Raw genomic sequence first — 24,670 nt, 5'->3', positions numbered from 1 at the left:
GCCAGAGATGAACCAGAAGTTTTGCTAAAGTTGTTGGTGGATAAAATCCTTACTGGTCAAAGCTTTGGGGAATTAGCGACTAAAAAATTTTAAATTTATTTCTTAAGTTCCTTAACTTCGGTTGTTAGCGCAGAGTTAGACGTGCAAAATACAAAAAGTTTTCCAATTCATAAATGCAGTGAAAAAATTAAGTCACATTTTAATAATTATTCTCAGCTTTATTCTTTGGCTAGGTGGGCTGAGTCCAGCTTTAGCAGATAACAAAACAGTATTAGGTGTAACCACTCTTTACAGCACCCCGTCAGAACAAGGACAAGGAGTTACGGTCTATAAGGATATACTTCAATACGCAATTGCTACCCCTTTTTCTCTACCTCCAAATTTTCCAATTCCTGCCACTAAAGAAGAGTTTGATAAAACAGTAGTACCAAGACTAGTTAAAGGACTTGGAGATGGTTCAGTTACGAAAGCTTGGTTCGACTTCCAAGCTGGAGAAGCTGAAAGTACTGGCAACCAATTGTTTAGTGTTGATGCTCCTTCGGGAGAGAAACTATATAGTGTAGTATCTGGCAAACCTTTGCAGCAATGTCCTTTAGAAGTTCAAGACACTCAGATAAATTTCTTTCTAGATTCAGACGATGCATCTAAAAGAGCTAAAGAACTAGATGCCCAAGGTTATTTTATCTACGTTTCTCCTGTTGAAGAATTACGCAAGAAAGTACTTGATGCTCTCTACGATCAATATAGCAGTGGAAGTAAGAATCCATCTTGTTTCTTAGTTAATGGCACTACTAAGAAAATTACAGTTGATTTCCAAGAAATTTATACTTTACTTCCTCCTCAATTGCAGCAACCAGCGAGGGAAAAACCACTCGTTTTCTTACCCAAGAATGAAAATGAGTTTTTATATGTTGTTAACGCCAGAGAGTCTGTTAGCTAGTACTCCACCACATTAATTTTAATAAATTTGCAGTGGGTAGAGCAGTAGGGGCGCACAGATGTGTGCCCTTAACACGTAGTATCATCAATAGTTGAGAATAAGCGATCGCGGCGCTTTCTTTTTCACTGTCTGTAGTCGCCTACGCCAAACGTCTCAAAGAGTTGCAGCTTGTCGTCACACATCGCTTAACTTTCGGAACGCCTTGCAAACAAGAAATGTTAGATTTATTTATTTCTACTTACCCAATTTTTGTAAAACAAGATACATTAAATGGTAGTTTAATCGCAAAGGAACCAAAAAGCATGGCCGTTAGTAGCCCTGAAGTCATCCGTCACATATTAATCGGATTGGGATATTTAGCTCCTGAGATCGATCCTAAGCCGGATCTCACTAAATTTGCTCCCTGGAAGCGGAATAGCGACTTTTTGACAGACGATCCTACTGAAGAAGCGATTAAAAAGTTTCAGAAACAGTATTCACAAAAACTTACGGTTAATGGTAACGCTGATGCAGAGACTCGAACTGTAATGGAAGATACAGTCAAAGGGCTTCAGAATAGATTGAAGTTTCACGGTTTTGCAACCAATGCTGAAATTCCAAAAGACTTGCCTTTTTATGGGCCAGCCACTTATACAGCAGTCAAGAAATTTCAAAAATCTCAAGGTTTAACTGAAAATGGGATTGCTACTTTTGAACAGCGTCAAATTCTACAGCAATCTAGTTTAACAGATAAGCCCCAGCCACAGCCCCAGTCACAAGTCAAGCTGATAGATTTGTATTTCCAATTCAAAAAGAATCCTCAAAATCCTTCTTACATTGCAGCATTAAATAACTTACAACAAAATTTACCCAAGGATGTTTTACACAAAGTTACTAACAAATGGAGAGGAACAAACGATCAAAATCCTGAGATTGTCAAGCTGACGAATCTGTTTACTTATTATGATGACAACAATGCAAACCATCGTGATGCACTAAATCACTTACAAAGTCAGATGACACCAGCAATCTCTCAAGCATTTTTAAGTCTTTGGAATAAGAAGTAACAAATGGGACTTACAGCAGAATTCAGAATTCTGAATTCTGAGTTCTGAATTCTGATTTAATACTCAATTCCCGGTTGTGCTTTCACACCTTGATCGCGGAAAGGGTGCTTAACTAGGGCCATTTCAGTAACTAAATCAGCACGCTCAATTAAAGCAGGTGGTGCACCTCTACCTGTGAGAATAACGTGCTTGTTAGCTGGTTTTTGTGCCAAACCTGCTAAAACGTCTTCTACTGGTAAGTAAGCCATTTTGAGGGCGATATTGATTTCGTCTAACAACACTAGATGAAAGTCTGGGTTGCGGATGTATTCTAACGATTTTTCCCAAGCGGCGCTAGCTTTGTCAAGATCGCGATCGCGGTCTTGAGTTTCCCAGGTAAAGCCTTCGCCCATTGCGTGAAATTCTATCTGGTCTTCCCAATAGCTGAAAACTCTTTTTTCGGAAGGTTCCCAGCTACCTTTGATGAATTGAATGATCGCTACTTTATACCCATGACCGAGCGATCGCAACACCATCCCCAAAGCCGCAGTGGTTTTACCCTTACCGTTACCAGTATTTACAATAATTAACCCTTTTTCTGGTACAGCTTCTGCTATGCGCTTGTCTTGCACTTCTTTGCGTCGCTGCATCTTTTTACGGTACTGTTCATCAGTCAAAGATGAAGACATTACCTCATCAATCAAGCGCCCAATTTCTGGGTCTGGGTTCAATTCTTGCGGTGTATCGTTTTTCATCAAGCTTGTCTAGAAATAACTGTTAAAAGTGTTGAAAATGAACCAAAATCACCTTACTTATCCAATTTCACTTAAATTACTTGATTGAAAATATCCAGTAAGTTTTCATGTGAAATATTAATATTGTGTTAGCTTTATTAATGATTTGCAGACCAGTGGAAATATATATGATACACAAACTGAACTTATAATTTTAGTTTACTATTACTTTTTCAAATAATTTAATATGTTCATTAAAGCACTTTACCAGTAAAATATTATCATTATCTCCTTTGGTACAGTCATGAGTTAGACTAACAGCCAAGGACATTAATTTAAGTGTCAGGAATATGATGTCTAATATCAGGAGTTATGCATTTATAGATGTTGTTGTTTCCATTTTTCCCATAAAGCCTGCGTATCCTCTGGTTGCCCTTCATAGTTGAGCAATTGATCTGAAATTATCACCCATGACTGGGCACTGCGTGTCCAAATATTACCCACTGGGCGTAACCAACTTGTATCATCTAAGGTTCCAGCTTTGACATTGATAGTATCGGGCTTGTAAATCCGTTCATGGAACAATCGCGTTCCGCAATCGCCACAGAACAGGTTATTTACTTCACGTCCACTATCATTTTTTCGAGTCCAAGCTTTCGGTTTTCCCTGAACAATTACAACAGCATCTCGTAATACTGTAAGAGACATACCAAAGGCACTAGACGATTGTTTCTGACACTCCTTGCAGTGGCATAGGTAAAGTGTTAACGGTTGGGCATGAATTTCATAACGAATTTGTCCACATTGACAACCTCCAGTATATGGAAGATTCACAAGTTTTATCTCCTGACAATTTGTATTACTTTATTGTAACTAAAACTATCTCTATCTTAAAGCGGGTTTTAGTAGACACAGGGACACGAGGGATTTTTCATTATTTCCACTTTTTTAAATCTTCCTCATCCTTCATCTTCATCCAATTCATCATCCTCACTCCAATACTGTTGAGGTGCATTTCCGTGAACTTCTAAAATCTTCGGTTTCTTGATTTTGTTATCAGGGGAATTAATTGCTTCTAACTGCACATCAAATTTCCAGTTATCACCAAAATCATAAAGATAGGTCATTTTACCACCTGGTTCTAGAGACAAATCACCAATCTGCACTTGGTCGGCAAATGGGGGTGTTTCCATGTAAGCATGACTGATTTTTATTATGCGGCCAAAATGGTCTTTATAACTAAACTCATACAGGTGATCGTAATCGAAGTCAAAAGCATCGAGAATTATCTCTGCTAGCCAGCTTAATGGTTTTTTTGCTGGTATGGCAATGCGTCGCCAAGCCTTAAAAAGGGATACTTTGAAAATATAAATACCATCAGTGAAGCCTTGCTTGGGAACAAGTAAATTCTGCTCCCATTCTGGAAAAAATGGTTGAGAATGTGACTGTAATTTTCCAAAACTTATATTTACATCATCCTGTAATTCTCCTCGTATACCTAATGGAAAGAGGAATTGCAACAGAGCATCACCAAAGGGTAAGCGTTGTAAACTAGTAATGCGCCACCCCTTGCCTTCTTGTGGTTTCCCATGTTTTATAAATAACAATCCAAATAACTCTAACAGGGCAACATTATGCAGACCGGGGTAATAACTAATATTGTTTTGATCTTCATATTTAGGAAATTTTAAACCTTTATCTGGGACACGAGTCCAAAGTTGAATACATCTAAATAAATTCCCTAATGAATCTTGATGTTCACCCAAAATTTCGTTATTTCCCCAAATAAACCAAGCTTCTAATAAGTTGAAATAGCGTTCTGTTGGATTGAGGCTTGACCATGATTGCAAAGTTGCTGCGTCTAAAACTAAAACCTGCTTCTTCCCTTGGGATCTAATTTGGGCTATTCCAGAACTGCGTAATAACAGATATAGTCCATTAATATAGGGGTACGATTTCTGTACGGGGCGTTTGAGTTTGGTTTCAATTGGATGACTTAATCGAGAGTTAACTTCTGATAGGACTTTTAGCGGTAGAAGGTTATTAACACTACTAACTTCTACTCCATTTGGTTGCAAGAAATCTATCAGGGTTTGAAAGTCATGTAGAATCGTACCAGGTTGATTTTCATCAATACTGAGTTCTTGGAGGAGTTGTTGTTGTGACTCTGTTAGGGAAGGCAGTTCAGGATTGAGTGTGCGTTCTAGTCGCGCAAATAAATCTTCCATAAATCAAAATTCTAAATTCTAAATTCACAATTTAACCTTCTGTGTAACCTGTTTTCTTCATACTATGACTACAGAAGTTCTCCTGATAAATATTGGTCTGCAAAGTGTCACAACAGGACTATGAACACCGTAAGTTTAAGAAATATGAATGATAATATTTTCACCTTCTACTTGATAATCCCAGGAATTTGATATGAATAGTAACACTCGCCTACAGATGATTTTAGCTGATACACGTATCAATACAGTATTACCTGCGATCGCTCAACTAAATCTACCTAACTGGTGGTTAGCAGGGGGTGCAGTCCGAAACACCGTTTGGTCTTCAATTTTTGGTAATGACTGTGGGTTAGGTATTAAAGATTTTGATATTGCATTCTTTGATATAGAAGGAAACCGTTCTCAAGAACTAGCAGCAAAGGCGACTCTCACAGAACAATTTCCTGATGACGAGTTTGATGTCAAAAATCAAGCCAGTTTTGCTCGTTGGCGTCTTGGTAGCAGACTATACACTAGTACAGAGGATGGCATCACAGATTGGCTGCACACCGCTACGGCTGTGGGAGTTCGGCTAAATACCCAAGGACAATGGCAATTTTTCACACCCTACGGGTTGGATGACCTATTTGATGGCATTATTCGACCTACGCCAACGCATACTCATAATTTAGATGCCCATAATAAGGCCTCTGGATTTTTACAGAAGTGTCCTTATCTGCGGTTGACGTAAAAGTTACAATCAGATTTTAGCCATTGGTCTCCGTTACAAGGAAATAATCGCTTTTGAATTTACAACCCTTGGATACTGAAGCACAATGTTAATAATTTTCTACGTACTGGGAATAATTAAACTAGAACCCCTTTCACTATAGAACAGGGATGATGCTAATTTTATAACTTTATAGTCAAAACTCAATGCCAAATCGTACTGGATACCAAATCAACTCGACTCTCTACGAAGGAATCCAAACAATTATTTATCAAGCACAAACGCCAAAGACGCAACAGCGAGTTATCCTCAAGCTGCTTAAAAATGAACTTTATTCTGTTTGATGTATGAATAGAGAAATTCGCGATCGCTGTGAGGATTTACAATTAAGCATGGACTATTTCCGTAACTTCCATTACTTACAACCACAACAGTAATGCCCGTCCGTGGACAAACCCCTAAACAACTGCTGCTAACGACCCGAAATTCACCCCATAATCTCTCAAACTTTAAACGAGATTTCAACCAATTTTCTAAGTCTTCGGAAGCTGTTGAGCCTGACCGCTCGTTTGCACATTGTGAACACACAAGCACCAAACCAGATTCCCATCGGGGAGAAACAGTTGGAATAGAAGTTTCTAATCGAGAATTTATTAGGGGCGATGGTTGCTGAGAATTGGATGCAGACCTCTTGAGGATACGTTTTAGCAATCTCTTAATACGCTGGATCAGTTTTTTCATGGACGACCCTACCTATTTCTCTCTGACAGAATAATATAAGTTTCCCGTTTAGTCTGTTCAAGTAGATAACTAACTGATTCATGCCCGTATATGGAGAGTAATGACTATCAAAGTGAACAAGCTTCCAATAGTTCTCAACTAAAAGCTTGGTTTGATGCTCAACAAAACGAGATTGAAGTTGCCTATCTATCTTCAAAAAATTCTTATCAACAATCGGGTTGGGGAAGTACACCTGAACGCTGGCAATTTGCGCGAAAGCTGATTCTAAAGGCAGTCAATAAAAGTGGTACTTTTCTCGATTTGGGCTGTGCTAATGGGCTATTGTTGGAGTGTTTGATGCAATGGGCAGGTGAGCAAGGGTTTTATCTAACTCCGTATGGTGTAGATATTTCACTCCAGCTTGTTGAACTAGCACGTAGGAGATTACCTGCGTTTGCAACTAACTTAGTAGTTGCGAATGCGTTCACTTTGCAAACACCAATGCAGTATGACTTTGTACACACATTACTGGAATATGTCCCCGAAAACTTACACCTAGAGTACTTGAGGCGACTGCTTGAACAACTGGTTGCACCAGCAGGACGATTAATTGTCAGCAGCTACAGTAGTCGCAGCCGAGGAATAATTCCTCTGGACATTGAAACGTATTTACAACAGCTTGGATTTCAAGTAGAGGGGAGTGTCATCGCTCAAGAAGTAGATGATTGGATACTCACTCGTGTTGCTTGGATTGAGAAAGCGCTTTAGTAGTGCGCTGTCAATCTGTCGTTTCAGTAACCTGACATTGGCTAAAAGTTTCAGCCTCAAAGACTCAAGTCACTATCTTTAATTGCAACTCAGTATTACAATCTAGGGGTTCCCACTCGCTGGGGAAACTATATGGAATTAAAACATGACTAAGCTGATTGAATACAAAGAAGCCAGCGACGAAGTACGTGCAGTGTATGATGACATCCGCGTTACACGTCAGAATGACTACATCAATAACTTTTGGAAAGCCATAGCCAATCATCCCCCCACCCTGAAACGAACGTGGCAAGCTGTAAAGGAAGTGATGACCAGCCCTGGTGAGATCGATCCATTGATGCGCGAACTGATTTATATTGCCGTAAGTGCGACGAATGGCTGTGAGTACTGCATCGCCTCGCACACAGCGGCAGCGCGTGCCAAGGGTATGAATGATACTATATTCGGGGAACTAATGGCGATCGCAGCCACTGCCAATATGACCAATCGCCTCGCCAACGGCTATCAAATTCCCGTGGATGAGAAATTCAAGACGTAGGAGTTTAGCCTTGTCTATCCCTGGTTAAAAATAAGGTTTAGCAGAATTATTTACTATGCCCAAGGTTCAGATTAACGGGATTGATTTGTTCTACGATATTAAGGGAACAGGTGAGCCTTTGCTATTAATAGCTGGCTATCTTTGCGATCATGCATATTGGTCGTTAATTATGCCATCGCTGGTTTCGCAGTATCAAGTCATTCGCTTAGACAACCGAGGTATGGGGAGAAGTTCTGCTCCCGAAAACCCCTATAGTCTGAAACAGATGGCTAGTGACGTTGCAGCATTGCTCGATCGCATCGGCATTAATCAGGTGCATCTGGCAGGCCATTCAATGGGTAGTCAGATAGCCCAAGAGTTAGTATTAGCAAACCCTAAAAAGGTAAAAAGTCTGATGCTACTTTCATCTTTGGCAAAAGGTGATGCATTATTCAACAGCATCATCGAAACTTGGGGTGAACTTCCTAGTAATGTAGACCTAAAACTTTATGAAAAAGTCATATTGCCCTGGATATTTACAGATGCTTTCTACTCAATTCCTGACATGATCGAAGGTCTGATTGAATTTGCCATCAGATATCCTTTCCCGCCTACAACTCATTCACTCTATCATCACAGCCAAGCCATTCTTAGCAGTGACACAATAGACCGCCTCCAACAAATTCATTGTCCTACCTTAGTTCTGGTTGGTAAACAAGATATTCTCACCCCGCTAAAGTTTTCCCAGCAACTTGCTCAAGGTATTCCTAATGCTGAACTTGTAGTCATCGAACGTGGTGGTCATGGCTTCTTGATTGAGTCGCCGGATGCTGTGGTTTCGGCCATGCTCAATTTTCTAGGGAAGTTGAAGTCGGTTTATACCAAGTTTTGATTATTAACAACACTACCTCCTGCCTTCTGCCGACCCTCTCTACGAGACGCTGCACGTAGCTTGCTTCTCTGTAAGAGTACGCAGACTCGCTCTAAGCGTTCGCGTAGCGTCTCGTAGAGAAGCCATGCCGTTGGCGAAGCCTCTTGAAGAGAAGGCTTTACGCTGCGCTATCCTGCCTCCTGCCTTCTTCACGAGCATTTACCAAATCCACCGCCACCAGGAGTTTCTATCACAAAAACATCTCCAGTTCTCATCTCTACTGTTGCTGTGCTGTCTAAATTCTCTTCAATTCCATTCTGACGTTGTATCCAGTTGCGTCCTACTTTTCCTGCCTCCCCACCATTTAATCCAAAGGGAGGAACAAGCCGATGACCAGAGAGAATATTAGCTGTCATCGGTTCTAGAAATCGAATGCGGCGGACAACTCCATTGCCACCTGAATATTTTCCTCTGCCACCGCTATCTGGACGAAGACTAAAGCTTTCTAAAAGTACAGGATAACGAGTTTCTAAAACTTCTGGATCGGTCAAACGGGAGTTAGTCATGTGAGAATGAACACCATCAGTTCCATCAAAATTAATTCCTGCTCCAGAGCCGCCGCAGATAGTTTCATAATATTGATATTGCTCATTACCAAAAGTAAAATTATTCATCGTTCCTTGAGAAGCAGCCATGACACCCAAAGCACCATATAAAGCATCAACAATGGTTTGAGAAGTTTCTACATTACCCGCTACTACTGCTGCTGGATAAATTGGATTCAACATACAGCCGACCGGGATAATAATTTCTAGAGGATTAAGACACCCGGCATTGAGAGGAATATTATCATCAACCAAAGTCCGAAAGACATATAAGACTGCTGCTTGAGTTACAGCTTTGGGAGCATTAAAATTACTATTTAGTTGCTCAGAAGTTCCAGTAAAATCAATGGTAGCACTACGAGTTTCTGGGTAAATCGTCACTTTAACTTGAATTCGTGCCCCATTATCCATTTCATAAACAAATGATCCATCCTTGAGAAGATTGATAGCCTTTCTCACCGACTCCTCAGCATTAGCTTGCACAAACTTCATGTAAGCTTGAACAGTATCGAGCTTGTATTGGGAAACCATTTTACGAAGTTCTTGTACTCCCCGTTCATTTGCGGCAATTTGTGCTTTAAAATCAGCGATATTTTGGTCAGGGTTACGAGCAGGATAAGTATGAGTTGAAAGGTGCTGTCTTACTGCGGCTTCTCGAAAATTGCCCTCTTCAACTAAGAGAAAATTATCAAAAATAATTCCTTCCTCTTCTACTGTCGTACTGTGGGGAGGCATTGAACCAGGAGTAATTCCACCAATATCTGCTTGGTGTCCACGAGAAGCAACAAAAAAGAGGGGAGTGGGGAATATGGAATAGGCTTGCCGTGAGCGTAGCTGAACGGGAGTAGGGAATGGAGTATTTTCACGACTCTCTAGAAAAACAGGGGTAATTGCAGTTACATCAGGAAGATGGGTTCCACCATTATAAGGATTATTAGATAGATACACATTCCCCGGTTTTAGGGTGTCGCATTTTTCATTAATTAAACTGCGGACACTTTCACTCATTGAGCCTAAATGTACAGGAATGTGGGGGGCATTTGCTACTAATAATCCAGATGAGTCAAAAATAGCGCAGGAGAAATCCAGCCTTTCTTTAATATTTACAGATGCTGCCGTATTTTGGAGAACAATTCCCATTTGTTCGGCGATAAATTGATAGAGATTTTTGAAGATTTCTAAGCGGATGGGATCGGGTTGAGATGTTGTGTACATTTTTAACTCCTTAAAAAAATTGTGTAGTAATCCCTTAACTCACATCTTGCACCTGGAAATTTTAATGTCAATTCCTTGACTAAGTGTCTGTTCTCTTAGGTGTTCAATGTCTTGTAAAAGAAACAACACCACCAAATGGGGAAATATAGTTTGAAACGTAATTTCTGCGGATTGTCCCCAATCAGAGACGCAAAGCGCTAGAAAAACGGCGTCCTTTTTTTCAATCCCACACTTTTAAGTGTGGGTTCCCTGTTCCCTCTGAAAAACATCTCGGCTCAATGCCCTCACTATTCCACTGTTAATGTCCAAATATTAAAGTTCAGGGACTTATAGTTTTTGAACTCAGCTTCAGATATGTCTAATTTTTGCATTGCAGTTAGCTGATAACTTCCGTCTATTTGTGGAGAGATGCAGCTCCTAAAACCTAAGTGTGAAAAAAAGTCCACAATCTGTTGTTGATTATCAAAGCCTGTTTTGTGCACATCACGCTGCGTTATGCCTTGGACTCCTTGCGCGATATTCTGTAATTCTGAGTGAGTCTGTAAACGTCCTTCATGCTCAGCGTTTGTTAGAAAATCAGGAGTGATCCACGCGCCACCGAAGCGGGAAAGAACCGAATGAATGTTGCGTGCTGCCCTCTCCTTTTCTTCCATTGAAAGGTAATGATAAAGTCCTTCGTGGATGACGGCTACTGGATGATTTGGCTTAAAGTGACGGATGGCTGATTCAATTTCAGGAAACGAAAGAATGTTTACGGCATCAAAGAATAAATTCTTGCACTCTCTTAGTCCGTGATTAGATATAATTTTTGACAGGATTTGTTGCTTTTCTTGCATTAGCTCAGGAAGATCTGTCTCCACATAAATATACTCTGGGTCTTCAGTCATAGCTAGCCCACGAAATGATAGCCCACTGGCTAACTCCAAAACCTGTGTAATGCCCTCTTTCTTTATCGCGCTGACAATACTTTTATAACGTATCTCAGCAGCAAGAGCTGCCCATTTCAAAAATTCTGGTGTGAGGTTCGTTCCTTGTGAGAAATTTTTTAAAACATCTTCTGCATGTATCAGTGTAGCAACTTCCCTGCTAAAGGGAATATCTGAAAATTGCCGGAAATAAGCCACCAATTTGGCAGTCGGGCTAATCTTACTATGATCAGGACTAGTCGTTTTCACTGATTTACTCCTATTGTTGTTAGCTCAGAGGATATTGTCTATGGTAAAGAGATTGTAGTCTAAATACTAACCTTATTGTCTTTCATAACTAGCGAATTGGCTTATTTGTAAATAGTGTGTTTGTACTGCATTAATTTCTGTCTCTTTTTTGCTATTACTGATGTTTTTTCACTGGTGCAATATCTGAGTTAAGCACTTTTTTAAACACTTCAGTGTTTACTACTAGCTATCACTATCTACTTGGGCGGGAGCGAAATATGCAAGATTTCGCCTATTGTAGAGAATCCGGCGCGGGTGTAAATTCGCACTTCCTCTTGATGTGCCGCCATGAGAAACGCCAGCGTAACACCTGCCTCAAAAGCTTCTCGCACCAATCGGGTTGTTAAGGCTCCTCCTATCCCGCGTCGGCGAAAAGTAACACGCACACCGATACCAGCGATTTCTGTCGTCTGATTTCCCGGCACAGAACACACTCCAGCCCCCACAGGTTCACCTGTTGCGGCAACACGAGCAAGTACAGCGATTCCGCCTGCTACTAGACTATTGCCAAGACGTTTACCATCTTCGGGGCTTGGTGCAGACTCTCCGTAAGCCTCGTTTTGCACTGTGACTGTAGCAAGCATCTGGGCGTCTGAAACTGGCACGATTAATTCAATATCCGGGGGGACGGGAAGCAATTGCTCTGAACCAGGAGTGCAAATCATAAGTGGCAAGCGTCCCTCAACCGTGAAAGCAGCAGCTACCAGTGCCTCCTCGACAGCAGGCACAAGGGAAGCAATGTACTCCAAACGTGGTTTTCGTCCGCGACTTTTATAAGCAGCGATTAGTGCCTTGATGTCGGTAGGTGACGGTGTGGCTGCATCGTTGGGGATGGCATAGTTAAGAAAAGGATTAGCGCTATGGCGGTTAAAGCTAGCGAGGAAAGGCCCGATTTGCTCCGTATCACGTTGCTGCTTCGCCGCAAAGCGCAAATATGACTGAATGCGAGAGTCCATAAATGGATAGCCTTTTGATTATAAAACCGTATTGAGCTTAGTGTAGCGAGGGTGAGTATTTTCCAGGACAACAGCCAGTTTATAGATGCTGTAAAATTAGATGATTGTGTTCAGTTAATCTCGCTTCCCAGTTAGGTTCAACTACAATTGTGCTAATTTTTTCGATAACGATCGCAGGCCCGTTGATACTATCTTCTGGTTGTAAATCTTCCCTTCGATAAACAGGAGCATTGTGCCATTTATTAGCAGTAAACATCCTGACTGTCTCAACAGATATGGGGGTTTCATCTAAAGAACGGGTACGAATAATTAAGGGTTCTTCGGGAGTATCCATTTTCTGAATTACTTCCACTGAAGCTGATTCGACAATTAAGATTTTCTCTAATTGAATAAAACCATAGCGAGATTTATGTTCAGTCTCAAATTCCTGTCGCATCACTACCACATCATCAGCAAAATTAACGGTCAATGTAGAGTTAGTACCCTCATATTTTAAGTTAGCTTTTCGGATTATTTTTACTTGACTCAGTGCTTCATCTATTTCACTTTTAGCTTGAGTTTCTAAATATTCCATTAGCTGCTGTAACTTAGGGACTAATGCTTGAGTTAAAGGTTGTTCAACTCCTCCTTCTCTAATTGCCTGCACATCAGCTAATCCCATTCCGTAAGCAGAGAGAACTCCAGCATAAGGATGTAGAAATATTTTTTTCATTCCCAAAGTATCGGCAATTAAACACGCAACTTGCCCACCTGCACCGCCAAAGCAACAAAGCACATATTGACTGACATCATAACCACGTTGCAGACTGATTTTTTTTATTGCATTCGCCATATTTTCCACTGCGATCGCAATAAATCCTGCGGCTACTTCTTCGGGGGTACAATAATTTAATGTAGCGGCTTGAATGTCTTGAGTTAATTCTGTAAATTTTTGAATAACAATATTTTTATCTAAAGGTAAATTACTATCAATGCCAAAAACCGAGGGAAAATATTGTGGGTTAATTTTACCTAACATCACATTGGCATCAGTAACCGCTAACAAACCGCCACGCCGATAACAAGCAGGCCCAGGATTTGATCCAGCAGATTTAGGGCCAACACGATAACTAGAACCATCAAAAAAGAGAACTGAACCACCACCAGCAGCAATGGTATTAATTGCTAATACAGGAACTCGCATCCGCGCCCCAGCTATTTCCGAATCTAGTTGTCGTTCATACTCTCCTTTAAAATGGGCAACATCTGTACTTGTCCCTCCCATATCAAAGGTAATAACTAACTCGAAACCTGCTCTTTTACTAGTTTGAACTGCGCCAACAATACCGCCAGCCGGCCCGCTTAAAATACTATCTTTTCCTTGAAATTGTTCGGCTGCGATTAAACCGCCATCAGATTTCATGAACATTAATTTGACTCCGGGTAACTGACTCGCTACTTGGTTGACGTAGCGACGCAGAATAGGAGTTAAATAAGCATCGACTACTGTTGTATCTCCTCGGCTAACCAACTTCATTAACGGACTAACTTGATGGGATACAGATATTTGAGTAAAGCCAATTTTTTGGGCAACCTGGGCTATTTGTTGTTCGTGATTGGGATAGCGATCGCTGTGCATAAAAACAATAGCACAACTCCGAACTCCTGTCTGGTAAACTGCTTGTAAGTCACTTTTGAATTGTTGAATATTTATAGGTATTAATTCATTTCCATTAGCATTATAGCGTTCATCTATCTCAATCACCTGTTCATAAAGTATCGTCGGTAAAATTATCTGGCGGGCAAAGATATTAGGACGGTTTTGGTAGCCAATTCGCAGTGCATCTTTAAACCCTTTGGTGATCAGAAGAACAACCCTGTCTCCATTTTTTTCTAACAGAGCATTTGTTGCTACTGTTGTCCCCATTTTTACCACTTCTATCGCTTCATTATGAATGGGTTCGTTGCTAGCAATACCCATGATATCTCGAATACCTTGGATGGCTGCATCTTGATATTGTTCAGGATTTTCTGAAAGTAGTTTGTAGACTATAATCCATTGCTGATTAGGCAGAGTTGCAATTAAAAAACGTTCAGGATGTTTTGAAAGTCTATCGATAATTGCTTGATTATTAGTAACAGCAACAATATCTGTGAATGTACCACCACGGTCAGCAAAAACCTTCAACATTACTCTGTTTACTCGACACTATAGAGGTAGCATAACAATAGAACTTGGAGTGTTTATACTTCCTCCATTTGAAGTTTTTATTTTTCAGCTAGTGAGGCGTGTTAGTGTAGGCGTTGCCCGCACTTCTCTACGAGACGCTGCGCGTAGCTTGCCCGCAGGGGTACGACAAAGCTCAGTGACCATCGTAAACATCGCTACATCCAACCCAGGCATCGCCTCTAAAAAATTGTAGCTATTGCAACCAGTAAGTTTAAGTATTCTTAAATTCATAATCATGCTATTATAAAACCAATATCAAATCAAATCGGTTCTGGTGGGGATCAGCCATCAGACGCAAGGGGGAAAGTTCGGTGTAAATCCGGCGCTGTCCCGCAGCTGTAACGAGGCTTATGTCTCAAAGTCAGAATGCCCGCCGAAAGTAACAGACAAACTCACATCCATCTGCGAGGTACAGGTGAATATTGCCATAAATATTTCAAACATACATCAGTTTCACATTCTCATAGTGCCAGAGATACGCCACGGACTACTCATGGCTATGAAATTATAGGCAGTTTATTGATAGTTGCAATTGCGCTTTGGTGTAACTGTCATTTACGCTGGTTTTTACCTAGCGTGAAAGCTTTTGTAACATCATTTCTACCAAATTTACTCAATAGCTATGTTGCAGTTGTAAGACTGCGACAACATGTCATATCTGCGATTCTGACTTAATCCTACACACTTCAAAATTAATGCTCGACAAACAACATACTTTATTTGTTTGCACGACCTGCGCCAGCGTCTGGCAAGATGGTAAACGAGTTGGTGAAAGTAAAGGTGAGCAACTACTACTACAGCTTCAGGAACTTACACAAGATTGGGAATTGCGAAATAAATTCCTCATTCAGGGAGTTGAATGCATGAGTGCTTGTAACCATTCTTGTGTTATTGCTTTTGCAGCACAAGGGAAATCAACCTATCTCTTTGGCGATTTACCAGTTGACGGCTGTGCATCTGCTGTACTGGAATGTGCAACTCAATATTATACTAAGCCTGATGGCTTACTGCCTTGGTTAGAACGACCTGAAATTTTGAGAAAGGGTATTTTAGCAAAGATTCCACCACTAAATAAGTGGGCAAAATTAAATATAAGTTGTTGCTAATTGATGATTGGGTAAAATTTCTCAGTTTCCAATCTTTAGTACCTAAATCATTAATCTTAGAAGGAATAGAAAGTAATGCAGATTCAAACAGCAACATTAGGCTATCCTCGCATTGGGAAAAACCGGGAAGTAAAGAAAGCGTTAGAAGCATTTTGGAGTGGTAATGTAGAGTCAGAATCACTACTCCAAACCGTGCAAAAAGTTGAGGAATCTAACTGGAAAACCCAACTTGAAACCGGAATCGACCATATTGGAATTGGAGACTCAACTCTCTATGATCATGTGCTTGACTGGACATTTCGTTTTGGGCTAATTCCTGAAAGATTTCAACAGCTTTTCGGCTTAGAACGCTACTTTACAATGGCACGGGGTAAAGAAGGAATTCCCACCTTGGAAATGACCAAGTGGTTTGATACTAACTATCACTATCTCGTCCCAGAAATTGCTGAAGAAACATTACCATCTGATTTCAGTGACTTTTTAGAACGAGTTAGCCGCGCTCAAAAAATATTAGGTAAACAGGCAATTCCGATTGTACTTGGTCCCTATACTCTACTGCGCTTAAGCAAATTATCACTAAATATTCAGCAAGCAGTATCAAAGTTAATTCCGCTATACATAAACCTACTCACTGAATTAAAAAATCTGGGAGTAGAAGAAGTACAAATACATGAACTTGCACTTGTTTTAAGTGATGCTAAATCCTGGAAAGAAAACTTCCAAAAAGTTTATCAATCACTTTCGTTAGTTAGAATACCCCTACACTTGGTTACTTATTTTGATGATTTAGGTGAAACTTACCCTTGGGTGATAGATTTACCTGTTGTTGCTATTAGCTTAGACTTGACACGCGGACGCAACTTAGAGTTAATTAAAACTTACGGTTTCCCAGCAAATAAGCGACTAGGTGCAGGGATTATAGAGGCAAGAAATATTTGGCAAATTCGTTCCGAGAAAGTTATTCCCATGTTGCAAGATATTGTAGAGACTTTACATGGAACATCTCTACATATTCAACCATCTGCTTCTTTGCAATTTGTTCCCTACGATGCCAAACGAGAAAACCGATTACCATCACCACTACGCAATGTCTTGAGTTTTGCTGAACAGAAACTTCAAGAGGTTGTTTTCTTGGCTCAGACAATAATAGGAGAAAACACTAAAATAGAGCAAGAATTTATCAAGATTAGCTGGAGTAAGTTCGAGGAGTTTAATTCAGTAAAGCAGTCAGTTCAAGAAAGACTGAAAACTCTAAAGACTGATGATTTTCAGCGCTCATTATCCTATGGATTGCGACTTGATTCTCAAATTTCTCTGCCTCTGTTCCCGACAACTACAATTGGTTCCTTTCCCCAAACTTCTGAAGTTCGCCAACTGCGAGTACGCTACAAACGTGGTGAATTAAGTCAATCAGAATACGAAGCTGCTATTGATGCTCAAATTGCTGAGAGCATTAAACTACAGGAGGAATTAGGGTTAGATGTTTTAGTTCATGGTGAATTTGAACGTACCGATATGGTGGAATTTTTTGGACAGCAGTTATCAGGCTTTGCTTTCACTGAAAATGGTTGGGTGCAAAGCTACGGTAGCCGTTATGTTCGTCCGCCAATAATTTATGGTGATGTGGTTCGGACTGAACCAATGACGTTACGTGAGTTTAAAGTAGCTCAATCATTGACTGAAAAACCTGTAAAAGGGATGTTGACGGCTCCTGTAACTATCTTAAATTGGTCTTACCCTCGGACAGATATTTCCAGGTCAGAACAAGCTTTCCAAATTGCTTTAGCGTTGCGGGATGAAGTAGCAGATTTGGAAGCTGCTGGTGCAAAGGTAATTCAAGTAGATGAACCAGCGCTGCGTGAGGGTTTACCTCTGAAGATTGAGCGCTGGAATGAATATCTTTCTTGGGCTGTAGATGCATTTCGGTTGGCGACAGCAGTAGCCCAACCCCAAACTCAAATTCATACGCACATGTGCTACTGCGAATTTGGTGACATTATCAAGGATATTGAACGATTAGATGCTGATGTTATTTCGATTGAAAATAGTCGTAGCAATAATCAAACTTTGCGAGAAATCACAGAGGGTGGCTACTCACATCAAGTTGGTAATGGAGTCTACGATATCCATAGCCCCGTTGTCCCGACAACTGAACAGATTTTACAGCAATTGCGAACTGGAGTTGCTAATTTACCCCTAAAACAAATTTGGGTGAATCCAGATTGTGGTTTGAAAACTCGTCGTTGGTCAGAGGTGATTCCGGCTTTAAAGAATATGGTGGAAGCTACGAAAGCCTTGCGGGAGGAAATTATTACCTCTAATAAGAGTAACTAACAAGTCAAGATCAACCTTACCAACATTTTACTAATTGGCTAGACTGCTTGGAAAGATTTTCTAAAACCTGGGTGGGGATGTGTGATTCGTCATCTTGATAATGAGAAAGGAAAATTTGGTGCGATCGCACTTTTAGGGTTGAGGGATTAGCACCCAATGTTCTCCAACAAGATAGCGATAGCGAAGCGCTACGGCGAAACGCCGATCGCACTTTCACCATTACATGCATTTGGTCGTTGGTTGGAAAATACGAATTTATGCAAAGCGGTAATTAGTGTGTTTTCCCTACAAAAAACTCGGCTTTTTGTTTTAATCTCGTCAAATTTTTAGTTATACGGGTTGCTTAGATCATAAATGTCTACTAATTTTGTTGTTAGTTGGAAAATCCAAGTTTTTGTGTCTAATTTGACTGTCCTTTTGGGGGTATTATGCAGTAATTACAACACCACAGCCACAGAAGTTACACCAATATCAGAGTTTCCCCAACACGAAGGTACTGCAAAACACCTACAACCAGTTGCAGAAGTCACATCTCAAAATACTCCAGCAGCAATAAAAAAACCAGAAGGAATTGCTCAAAATCCTCCAGCATCCACAGAAGAACCAGATATTGAATTAACAGTCATCGACAAGCTACTCAATGAACCTGTTTACTCACCCTTTCGCCGCGAGGGGACAGTGAAAGATTCCACCCGTCCGGTTTACGTGATTACAGGTGAAGAAATTGAAGCGCAAGGTGCTAAAACTGTCAGAGAAGCGCTAAAATTCCTTCCAGGTATCTTGCCTGATGGTACTGTTGGCACAGAAGTAAACGCCTTAAGCGGTCAATTTATCCGAGGTTCTAACTCTGCACAAGTCTTGATTTTACTTGATGGTAGGCCAATTAACGAACTTGGTTCTGGTGGTTTTGACCTTTCAGAATTTACTACCAATATCGTTGAAAGAATCGAAGTATTACCAGGTGGTGGTTCTACCCTTTATGGTTCTGATGCAATTGGAGGGGTGATTAATATTATTACTTGTCGTCCTACAGAAAAAGTGACAACGCAAGCGGGAGTTACTTTTGGCGCATATGGGTTAAATCAACAGACTATCAACAGTAGCGGAAAAATAGGAGATATTGGTTGGGTTGTAGGTTACAACCGTACCGAAGCTGAAAATAATTATCCTTTTTCTATCCCAGAGGCGAACTTCCAGGGAACCAGGGAAAATAATGATGTTCTCTACAACAACTTTAATGTTAAGTTGTCGGCGAATTTAGGAAAGCGCGATACTCTAACCCTCTCAACCCTGTACTTAGGTAAAGACCAAGGAGTAGCAGGAGGAGTCCCCGTTCCTGAACCATTATTTGGTCAAGGCTATTTTAACTCGTTGACGGATAGCGATCGCAAATACACAGACCAAGTTCTCACTGATTTAACCTGGAACTCAAAATTAGGAGGTGGGAATGATTCACTGCTAACAGCCAGAGTTTACGCAGATTTCCTTAACACTCGCTATGATAGTCGCAACTCATCTCAAGCACGATATGATAACGGGCAAACTTCTTATGGATTGCAAACACAACACAGTTGGAAATTTGCTAATAATCAAACCCTAATTTATGGCTTTGATTACCGCAATGTATCAGCTACTAATAGTACATTCGACTTTTCTGTTAATACAAAAACAGTCACTTACGACGATAGTATTAGTCAAGGAGCGCTATTTGCTAGATATGAAATTAACTTTACCCCTAATTTCACTGCCAACTTAGGTTTACGCCAGGATTTTAGCAGCTTGACAAATGGCTCTTTTACATCACCGAGCGTAGGAGCAAAATTTGCTCTTACAGATTCTACCACCTTCAGAGCTAACTATATCAAGAATTTCCGTGCACCGAATCTTTTCAACTTATATGCGAATGGTAGTACTTATGTTGGTAATCCTAATCTTCGTCCAGAGAAAGGCGATAGTTATGATATCGGAATTGACCAGAAGCTAGGCAACTTTGGTTTATTGCGTTTAACCTATTTCAACAACACAATATCAGATTTAATCGCCTATAATTTTGCTGTTCCGGTAGCTACTTATGAAAATATTGGTAAAGTTCGTACTACGGGAATCGAAGCAGTTTTAAATTTGCAGTTAGCGAAGAATCTCTATGCTTTTGTTAGTTATACAGCAAATGAACCTGAGATTTTGAAAAGTACAAATGCTGCCGAAGTTGATAAAGAATTACGGTTCGCTGGTGCAGATAGTTTAAATGCAGGACTTTCTTATGAAACTTCTCAAGGCTTATATGCTGGAATACTAATGCATTCTTTGGGTGCATATCCCACAAACAATACTAATACAGAGTTTTTGTCTGGCTATACTACTTTTGATTTCAAAATGCGAGTTAATCTCAGTGATACCTTGATATTAATAGGTAGTGTAGATAATATATTTAATCATAGATACCAATTATTTCCTGGTTATCCCGATGGGGGGAGGGTTTTTCAGGTTGGGTTGAGTTCTACATTTTGAAGAAAAGAGTTTTTTTTCACAAAGAGGAGAGTTTTGAATGACTGAATTTAATTGTTGGGTAACACCAGTAAATGAGGTTGTGACTAAGGCTTTATCTACAGAGGGGTCTATTGAATATGAATATTTTAATTCGAGTACCGATGTTTTGTCGTCGCTACTTTACACTTTATTTCAGCAAAATTGGCAGCAGGTAGGAGTAGGACATATTGTTCAAGGAGGTGTATTAGAATTAGAATTTAATATTCCACCAAAAATTTGCATCCTCTATGATGGATATCTCACAGTAGTCACAGAAGGTTGGCATTTGCACCTATGTATTGAGGCTAATTTAGGTGGGCCTCATTGTAAGACTCCTTTAGAATTAAGGCAGCAACGTCAAGTAAATCGTGCTGCATTTTATCGACGGTTTAATGCAGAAGGTATCCCTAGAAGTTGGGGAATCGATTTTTGGAATGGTGCAAATGAAAACCTCATGACTATTTTTTTGCCAAATCCGTATGTAGAAGGTGAGAATTTATTACCAGAAGGCAAGCCTAACTTATCAAAGTTAGCTCTTTATGAGGAACTACGAGATATTTATGTATTGGGAAACAAACCAATACCGTTTACCAAAAATCCATTGAAGCATTCTTATATTTCCGTTTGTACCTCTACTCGCTGTCTTCCTTCACGCAAATGGCAACCCACATTTGATGCTTTAAAATCAGCAGTTGAAAATGCAGGTTTAGACATAGAAGTGAGAACATCTGGCTGTTTGGAAGTTTGCCAACAAGGGCCAGTAGTATTTTATTCTGATGATAGGACTTGGTACACTCGCGTTAACTCAAATATAGCTGAAGCTATTGTCAATGAACATTTGCTAAAAGGTAACAAAGTTATTGAACATTGCTATCCACCGAAGTCTGTTTAAATTAAAACTGCGGTTAAAAATCTTCATCTAATTCGCTGAGTACATCTGCCAAATCTCTTGCTCCATGAAATACCCGATGAATCTCAACAGTAGCATCCTGAATCCGATAAAAAATCAGGTAATCCTTAAAATCTTTGATGCGCCATTGCCTGATTTCGCCCAATTTAGATACAACCAACTGCGTCACCTTTCCTATACTGGGAGTTTTTGCCAACTGAGCAAATGTCATTTCTGCCGCCAGAAGAAATTTCACCGCTACATCTGCATTTGCATTGACCAATATGTAATTTGCCTGCTGCCGCAAATCTTACGTTGTTTGGTCTCTGACAACTAACTTATAGCTCATGCGTCGCTTTGTGTTGCTGTACTATTTTCATCTAAAACCGCAGAACGCAAATTTTGCCAATATTCTGGTGTTACTTCCTAAGTGTCCGAGTTAATACCTTCAAGTAAAAGCATTTCTAACTTCGTTTGCGCCTTACGTTTTTTGTCTTGCTGCACCAAGTCTAGAAAATACTCGCCAATGCTGTTGTAAGTACCTGTCATCAATTGTGCCTCGACATAAAGGCGCATCTCATCAGGTATATCAATATTGATATTCCTTAGCTTTTAAGTATAACTACATCTACTATTTTAGCGTGTAAGCCTTCATTCAACCTACAAACGAATATTTGGTGAAAATAAATAAAGTTATTGAACACCACTACCCACTGATAGATAAAAAATTAGATAATATGAATTTTGTCAAATTGTCTCATTCCAAAATTATTTTTTTGTGCCAGGTTTTTCTCATTGTGACTTTAGTAATTGCTTGCCATAGTAGAGCAATTAACACATCTATAAATACCAATAATAACAGCTGTATTCAAAAATATGACTCCAATACTGATTACTTCCCTAATAAAATTAAGATTATTCATGCAACAGGCTTCGCAGTAGAGTATCATAAACACTACAAAATCGTCAAGATAAAAAATCCTTGGCAGAAGACTAACACAGGTTTTCAATATGTTTTAGTCCAATGTGGAACTCCCACACCAAAAGGATTTAATCAAGCACAGATAGTTACAGTTCCTATTAATTCCATAGTTTCTCTATCTACTACTCATTTACCCCACTTAGCCAAATTAGGTGTAGTTGATAAACTGATTGGTATTAGTAATAGTAAACAAGTCAATACTCCTGATGTAGTCGAGAGAATTAAAGTCGGAAAAGTAACACAATTAGGTGATAATTCAAATGTGGATATAGAGAAAGTACTAGAATTAAATCCTGACTTAGTAACAACTTTTGGTACTGGAAATTCCCAAACTGATAGTTATGCCAAACTCACAGAGGCGGGTTTGAAAGTGGGGATAAATTCTGAATATATGGAAGACACACCACTGGGAAGAAGCGAATGGTTAAAATTTACGGCTCTGTTTTTTAATAAAGACGAGCAAGCAGAAAAAATCTTTAGTGAAATTGCCAATAAATATGAACGAGTAGCTCAAAAAGCTAAATCTGTAAAAAATCGTCCAACTGTATTCGTGGGATTCAATTTTAAAGGAACTTGGTATATGCCTGGAGGCAAAAGTTATGTAGCTAAATATCTGGCTGACGCCGGAGCAAACTATCTCTGGAGTGATGATAAATCCTCTGGTAGTTTACCTTTATCTTTTGAAGTTGTTTTGGAACGTGCAGCCAATGCTGATTACTGGTTGAATTTTAGCCAATCTTGGAATTATTTAAAGGATTTAGTCGTAGAAGATAATCGCTATACTGATTTTAAGGCTGTGAAAACAGGCAATCTTTACAATAATAATGCCCGTGTTAATGAAAGTGGAGGTAATGATTATTGGGAAGGCGGAATTAGTAACCCAGATATGGTTTTATCTGACTTGATTAAAATACTACATCCAGAGATATTACATAACCATCATTTATTTTATTATCACAAACTTAGTTAATAATGTTAAGCAAAAAATATAAATTTCAAACCCCCTTAGTAACCCCAAAAACTCCATTTGTCAAAATTATTATTTTCTTAATTATACTTATAAGTTTAATCTTGGCTTTTTTATTAGACTTAGCTTTAGGTTCAGTTGATATTCCCCTGAATGAAGTAATAAAAATTTTGCTCGGACAAGAACCAGAAAAAGTTACATGGACTCATATTATTATCAAATTTCGCCTACCTAAAGCTTTAACTGCAACTTTAGCGGGTGCGGCTTTAGGTGTGAGTGGCTTACAAATGCAAACCCTATTTAAAAATCCCTTAGCTGGGCCTTTTGTATTGGGTATTAGTTCTGGCGCAAGTTTAGGTGTAGCGTTAGTTGTGCTGACGGCAAGTGCTACGACACCAACATTATTAGCAGATTTGGGAATAATTAGTGATTTTGGTTTAGTCATAGCTGCAAGTCTCGGTGCAGCGTCAGTGTTAGGCATGATGTTAGTTGTTTCTCGCCGAGTGCAAGATACAATGACGTTACTGATTTTAGGTTTATTGTTTGGTTATGCTACTAGTGCAATAGTAAGTATTTTGTTGCAGTTTAGCTCAAAAGAACGCATTCAAAGTTATATTATGTGGACGTTTGGTAGTTTTGCTGGGGTGACTTGGAAACAGTTAGTTGTTTTAATTCCTGTGATACTTTTGAGTTTATTGGGAGCAGTGTTGCAATCAAAATCTCTAAATGCACTTTTACTTGGTGAATCTTATGCACGTAGTTTAGGTTTAACGGTGCAGAAAACTAGATTTTCTATTATTACGAGTGCGTCTATATTAGCTGGAGCAATTACCGCTTTTTGTGGCCCCATAGCATTTTTAGGTGTAGCAATTCCTCATCTTTGTCGTAGTCTGTTCAATACTTCCGACCATCGAATATTAATTCCTAGTGTAACAATGATGGGTGCAATCTTAGCATTGTTTGCAGATTTGTTTTCTCAACTTGCGGTAAGTCAGGTGGTTTTACCTTTAAATGCTGTTACTGCTTTAATTGGAACTCCTGTTGTGACTTGGGTAATTCTGCGGCGTAATTCCCAAAAATCTTTTCCGTCATGAGCAAACTAAGTACAGCTTTGCGTAAAATTGTAGCGTTTTTAAACGCAGATGAACGCTAAGG

The 24,670-nt window shown here is 39.7% G+C and carries 26 protein-coding genes and 1 riboswitch; of the genes, 15 read left to right on the top strand and 11 right to left on the bottom strand.

The window, feature by feature from the left end; all coding sequences use genetic code 11:
• Positions 1–178: 178 nt before the first annotated feature.
• Positions 179–940 carry a hypothetical protein gene (locus V7K60_RS25805; protein ID WP_334929653.1) on the top strand — a complete coding sequence of 254 codons (762 nt, stop codon included), beginning with the start codon at positions 179–181 and terminating at the stop codon, positions 938–940.
• 161 nt (positions 941–1,101) lie between these two features.
• Positions 1,102–1,986: a peptidoglycan-binding domain-containing protein gene (locus V7K60_RS25800; RefSeq protein ID WP_334929651.1), complete on the top strand. Its 885-nt coding sequence runs from the start codon at positions 1,102–1,104 to the stop codon at positions 1,984–1,986.
• A gap of 56 nt (positions 1,987–2,042) precedes the next feature.
• On the opposite strand, the gene cobO is transcribed toward V7K60_RS25800, so the two are convergent.
• The 3 genes from cobO to V7K60_RS25785 all read right to left on the bottom strand — a co-directional run bounded on the left by cobO (position 2,043) and on the right by V7K60_RS25785 (position 4,927).
• Positions 2,043–2,720, bottom strand: coding sequence for a cob(I)yrinic acid a,c-diamide adenosyltransferase (gene cobO, locus V7K60_RS25795; RefSeq protein WP_334929649.1), 678 nt, complete (start codon positions 2,718–2,720; stop codon positions 2,043–2,045).
• Between the two features lie 357 nt (positions 2,721–3,077).
• Positions 3,078–3,533 carry a GFA family protein gene (locus V7K60_RS25790; protein ID WP_334929647.1) on the bottom strand — a complete coding sequence of 152 codons (456 nt, stop codon included), beginning with the start codon at positions 3,531–3,533 and terminating at the stop codon, positions 3,078–3,080.
• Positions 3,534–3,658: 125 nt separating this feature from the next.
• Positions 3,659–4,927, bottom strand: coding sequence for a plasmid pRiA4b ORF-3 family protein (locus V7K60_RS25785; protein WP_334929645.1), 1,269 nt, complete (start codon positions 4,925–4,927; stop codon positions 3,659–3,661).
• Positions 4,928–5,120: 193 nt separating this feature from the next.
• On the opposite strand from V7K60_RS25785, the gene V7K60_RS25780 reads away from it, so the two are divergent.
• The 6 genes from V7K60_RS25780 (at position 5,121) to V7K60_RS25755 (ending at position 8,533) form a co-directional block, all read left to right on the top strand.
• Entirely contained in the window at positions 5,121–5,657 is a 537-nt protein-coding gene (locus V7K60_RS25780; protein WP_334929643.1) for a nucleotidyltransferase family protein, read from the top strand.
• Between the two features lie 185 nt (positions 5,658–5,842).
• Positions 5,843–5,980 carry a hypothetical protein gene (locus tag V7K60_RS25775; RefSeq protein WP_334929641.1) on the top strand — a complete coding sequence of 46 codons (138 nt, stop codon included), beginning with the start codon at positions 5,843–5,845 and terminating at the stop codon, positions 5,978–5,980.
• A gap of 92 nt (positions 5,981–6,072) precedes the next feature.
• On the top strand, positions 6,073–6,309 hold the full coding sequence (locus tag V7K60_RS25770) for a hypothetical protein (protein WP_334929639.1): 237 nt from the start codon (positions 6,073–6,075) through the stop codon (positions 6,307–6,309).
• Between the two features lie 158 nt (positions 6,310–6,467).
• Positions 6,468–7,124 carry a class I SAM-dependent methyltransferase gene (locus V7K60_RS25765; protein ID WP_334929637.1) on the top strand — a complete coding sequence of 219 codons (657 nt, stop codon included), beginning with the start codon at positions 6,468–6,470 and terminating at the stop codon, positions 7,122–7,124.
• 145 nt (positions 7,125–7,269) lie between these two features.
• Positions 7,270–7,662: a carboxymuconolactone decarboxylase family protein gene (locus tag V7K60_RS25760; RefSeq protein ID WP_334929635.1), complete on the top strand. Its 393-nt coding sequence runs from the start codon at positions 7,270–7,272 to the stop codon at positions 7,660–7,662.
• 55 nt (positions 7,663–7,717) lie between these two features.
• On the top strand, positions 7,718–8,533 hold the full coding sequence (locus V7K60_RS25755; RefSeq protein WP_334929634.1) for an alpha/beta fold hydrolase: 816 nt from the start codon (positions 7,718–7,720) through the stop codon (positions 8,531–8,533).
• A 188-nt stretch (positions 8,534–8,721) separates the two neighbouring features.
• Here the strand turns inward: V7K60_RS25755 and V7K60_RS25750 are convergent, their stop codons facing one another.
• From V7K60_RS25750 to V7K60_RS25730, 5 genes are all read right to left on the bottom strand, one after another.
• Entirely contained in the window at positions 8,722–10,332 is a 1,611-nt protein-coding gene (locus V7K60_RS25750; protein ID WP_334929633.1) for a hydantoinase B/oxoprolinase family protein, read from the bottom strand.
• Positions 10,333–10,619: 287 nt separating this feature from the next.
• Positions 10,620–11,507: a class I SAM-dependent methyltransferase gene (locus V7K60_RS25745; RefSeq protein ID WP_334929631.1), complete on the bottom strand. Its 888-nt coding sequence runs from the start codon at positions 11,505–11,507 to the stop codon at positions 10,620–10,622.
• A 236-nt stretch (positions 11,508–11,743) separates the two neighbouring features.
• The gene (locus V7K60_RS25740; protein ID WP_334929629.1) at positions 11,744–12,502 is read right to left on the bottom strand and encodes a GNAT family N-acetyltransferase; all 759 of its coding nucleotides are present in this window, start codon (positions 12,500–12,502) and stop codon (positions 11,744–11,746) included.
• 79 nt (positions 12,503–12,581) lie between these two features.
• On the bottom strand, positions 12,582–14,672 hold the full coding sequence (locus V7K60_RS25735; RefSeq protein ID WP_334929627.1) for a hydantoinase/oxoprolinase family protein: 2,091 nt from the start codon (positions 14,670–14,672) through the stop codon (positions 12,582–12,584).
• Between the two features lie 84 nt (positions 14,673–14,756).
• A complete protein-coding gene (locus tag V7K60_RS25730) occupies positions 14,757–14,942 on the bottom strand; it encodes a hypothetical protein (protein WP_334929625.1) in 186 nt (61 codons plus the stop codon).
• A gap of 18 nt (positions 14,943–14,960) precedes the next feature.
• Positions 14,961–15,103, top strand: a riboswitch (cobalamin riboswitch).
• On the opposite strand from V7K60_RS25730, the gene V7K60_RS25725 reads away from it, so the two are divergent.
• The 3 genes from V7K60_RS25725 to metE all read left to right on the top strand — a co-directional run bounded on the left by V7K60_RS25725 (position 15,078) and on the right by metE (position 18,151).
• The gene (locus tag V7K60_RS25725) at positions 15,078–15,386 is read left to right on the top strand and encodes a hypothetical protein (RefSeq protein ID WP_334929623.1); all 309 of its coding nucleotides are present in this window, start codon (positions 15,078–15,080) and stop codon (positions 15,384–15,386) included. It overlaps the preceding riboswitch by 26 nt.
• A gap of 20 nt (positions 15,387–15,406) precedes the next feature.
• Complete coding sequence (locus tag V7K60_RS25720; protein ID WP_334929621.1) at positions 15,407–15,817, top strand: DUF1636 domain-containing protein; 411 nt, start codon at positions 15,407–15,409, stop codon at positions 15,815–15,817.
• Positions 15,818–15,892: 75 nt separating this feature from the next.
• Entirely contained in the window at positions 15,893–18,151 is a 2,259-nt protein-coding gene (metE, locus tag V7K60_RS25715; RefSeq protein ID WP_334929619.1) for a 5-methyltetrahydropteroyltriglutamate--homocysteine S-methyltransferase, read from the top strand.
• 16 nt (positions 18,152–18,167) lie between these two features.
• Here the strand turns inward: metE and V7K60_RS25710 are convergent, their stop codons facing one another.
• Positions 18,168–18,380, bottom strand: coding sequence for a hypothetical protein (locus V7K60_RS25710; protein WP_334929617.1), 213 nt, complete (start codon positions 18,378–18,380; stop codon positions 18,168–18,170).
• Between the two features lie 125 nt (positions 18,381–18,505).
• Here V7K60_RS25710 and V7K60_RS25705 point away from each other — a divergent pair, with 125 nt between their 5' ends.
• Both V7K60_RS25705 and V7K60_RS25700 read left to right on the top strand, forming a co-directional pair.
• Positions 18,506–20,659 (top strand): TonB-dependent receptor plug domain-containing protein, encoded by a 2,154-nt coding sequence (locus V7K60_RS25705; protein WP_334929615.1) that lies wholly within the window; start codon positions 18,506–18,508, stop codon positions 20,657–20,659.
• Positions 20,660–20,696: 37 nt separating this feature from the next.
• Positions 20,697–21,569 carry a (2Fe-2S) ferredoxin domain-containing protein gene (locus V7K60_RS25700; RefSeq protein ID WP_334929613.1) on the top strand — a complete coding sequence of 291 codons (873 nt, stop codon included), beginning with the start codon at positions 20,697–20,699 and terminating at the stop codon, positions 21,567–21,569.
• Between the two features lie 13 nt (positions 21,570–21,582).
• Here V7K60_RS25700 and V7K60_RS25695 read toward each other — a convergent pair whose 3' ends face one another.
• Together V7K60_RS25695 and V7K60_RS25690 are read right to left on the bottom strand one after the other, a co-directional pair.
• Positions 21,583–21,873, bottom strand: coding sequence for a type II toxin-antitoxin system RelE/ParE family toxin (locus V7K60_RS25695; RefSeq protein ID WP_334929611.1), 291 nt, complete (start codon positions 21,871–21,873; stop codon positions 21,583–21,585).
• 119 nt (positions 21,874–21,992) lie between these two features.
• The gene (locus V7K60_RS25690) at positions 21,993–22,142 is read right to left on the bottom strand and encodes a hypothetical protein (RefSeq protein WP_334929608.1); all 150 of its coding nucleotides are present in this window, start codon (positions 22,140–22,142) and stop codon (positions 21,993–21,995) included.
• A gap of 161 nt (positions 22,143–22,303) precedes the next feature.
• On the opposite strand from V7K60_RS25690, the gene V7K60_RS25685 reads away from it, so the two are divergent.
• Entirely contained in the window at positions 22,304–23,518 is a 1,215-nt protein-coding gene (locus V7K60_RS25685; RefSeq protein ID WP_334929850.1) for an ABC transporter substrate-binding protein, read from the top strand.
• Positions 23,519–23,520: 2 nt separating this feature from the next.
• Entirely contained in the window at positions 23,521–24,609 is a 1,089-nt protein-coding gene (locus tag V7K60_RS25680; protein WP_334929606.1) for an iron ABC transporter permease, read from the top strand.
• Positions 24,610–24,670 lie beyond the last annotated feature (61 nt).

It is taken from the genome of Nostoc sp. (assembly GCF_036917555.1).
Lineage (GTDB): Bacteria > Cyanobacteriota > Cyanobacteriia > Cyanobacteriales > Nostocaceae > Nostoc.
This window is presented reverse-complemented; position numbering and strand designations above follow the sequence as displayed.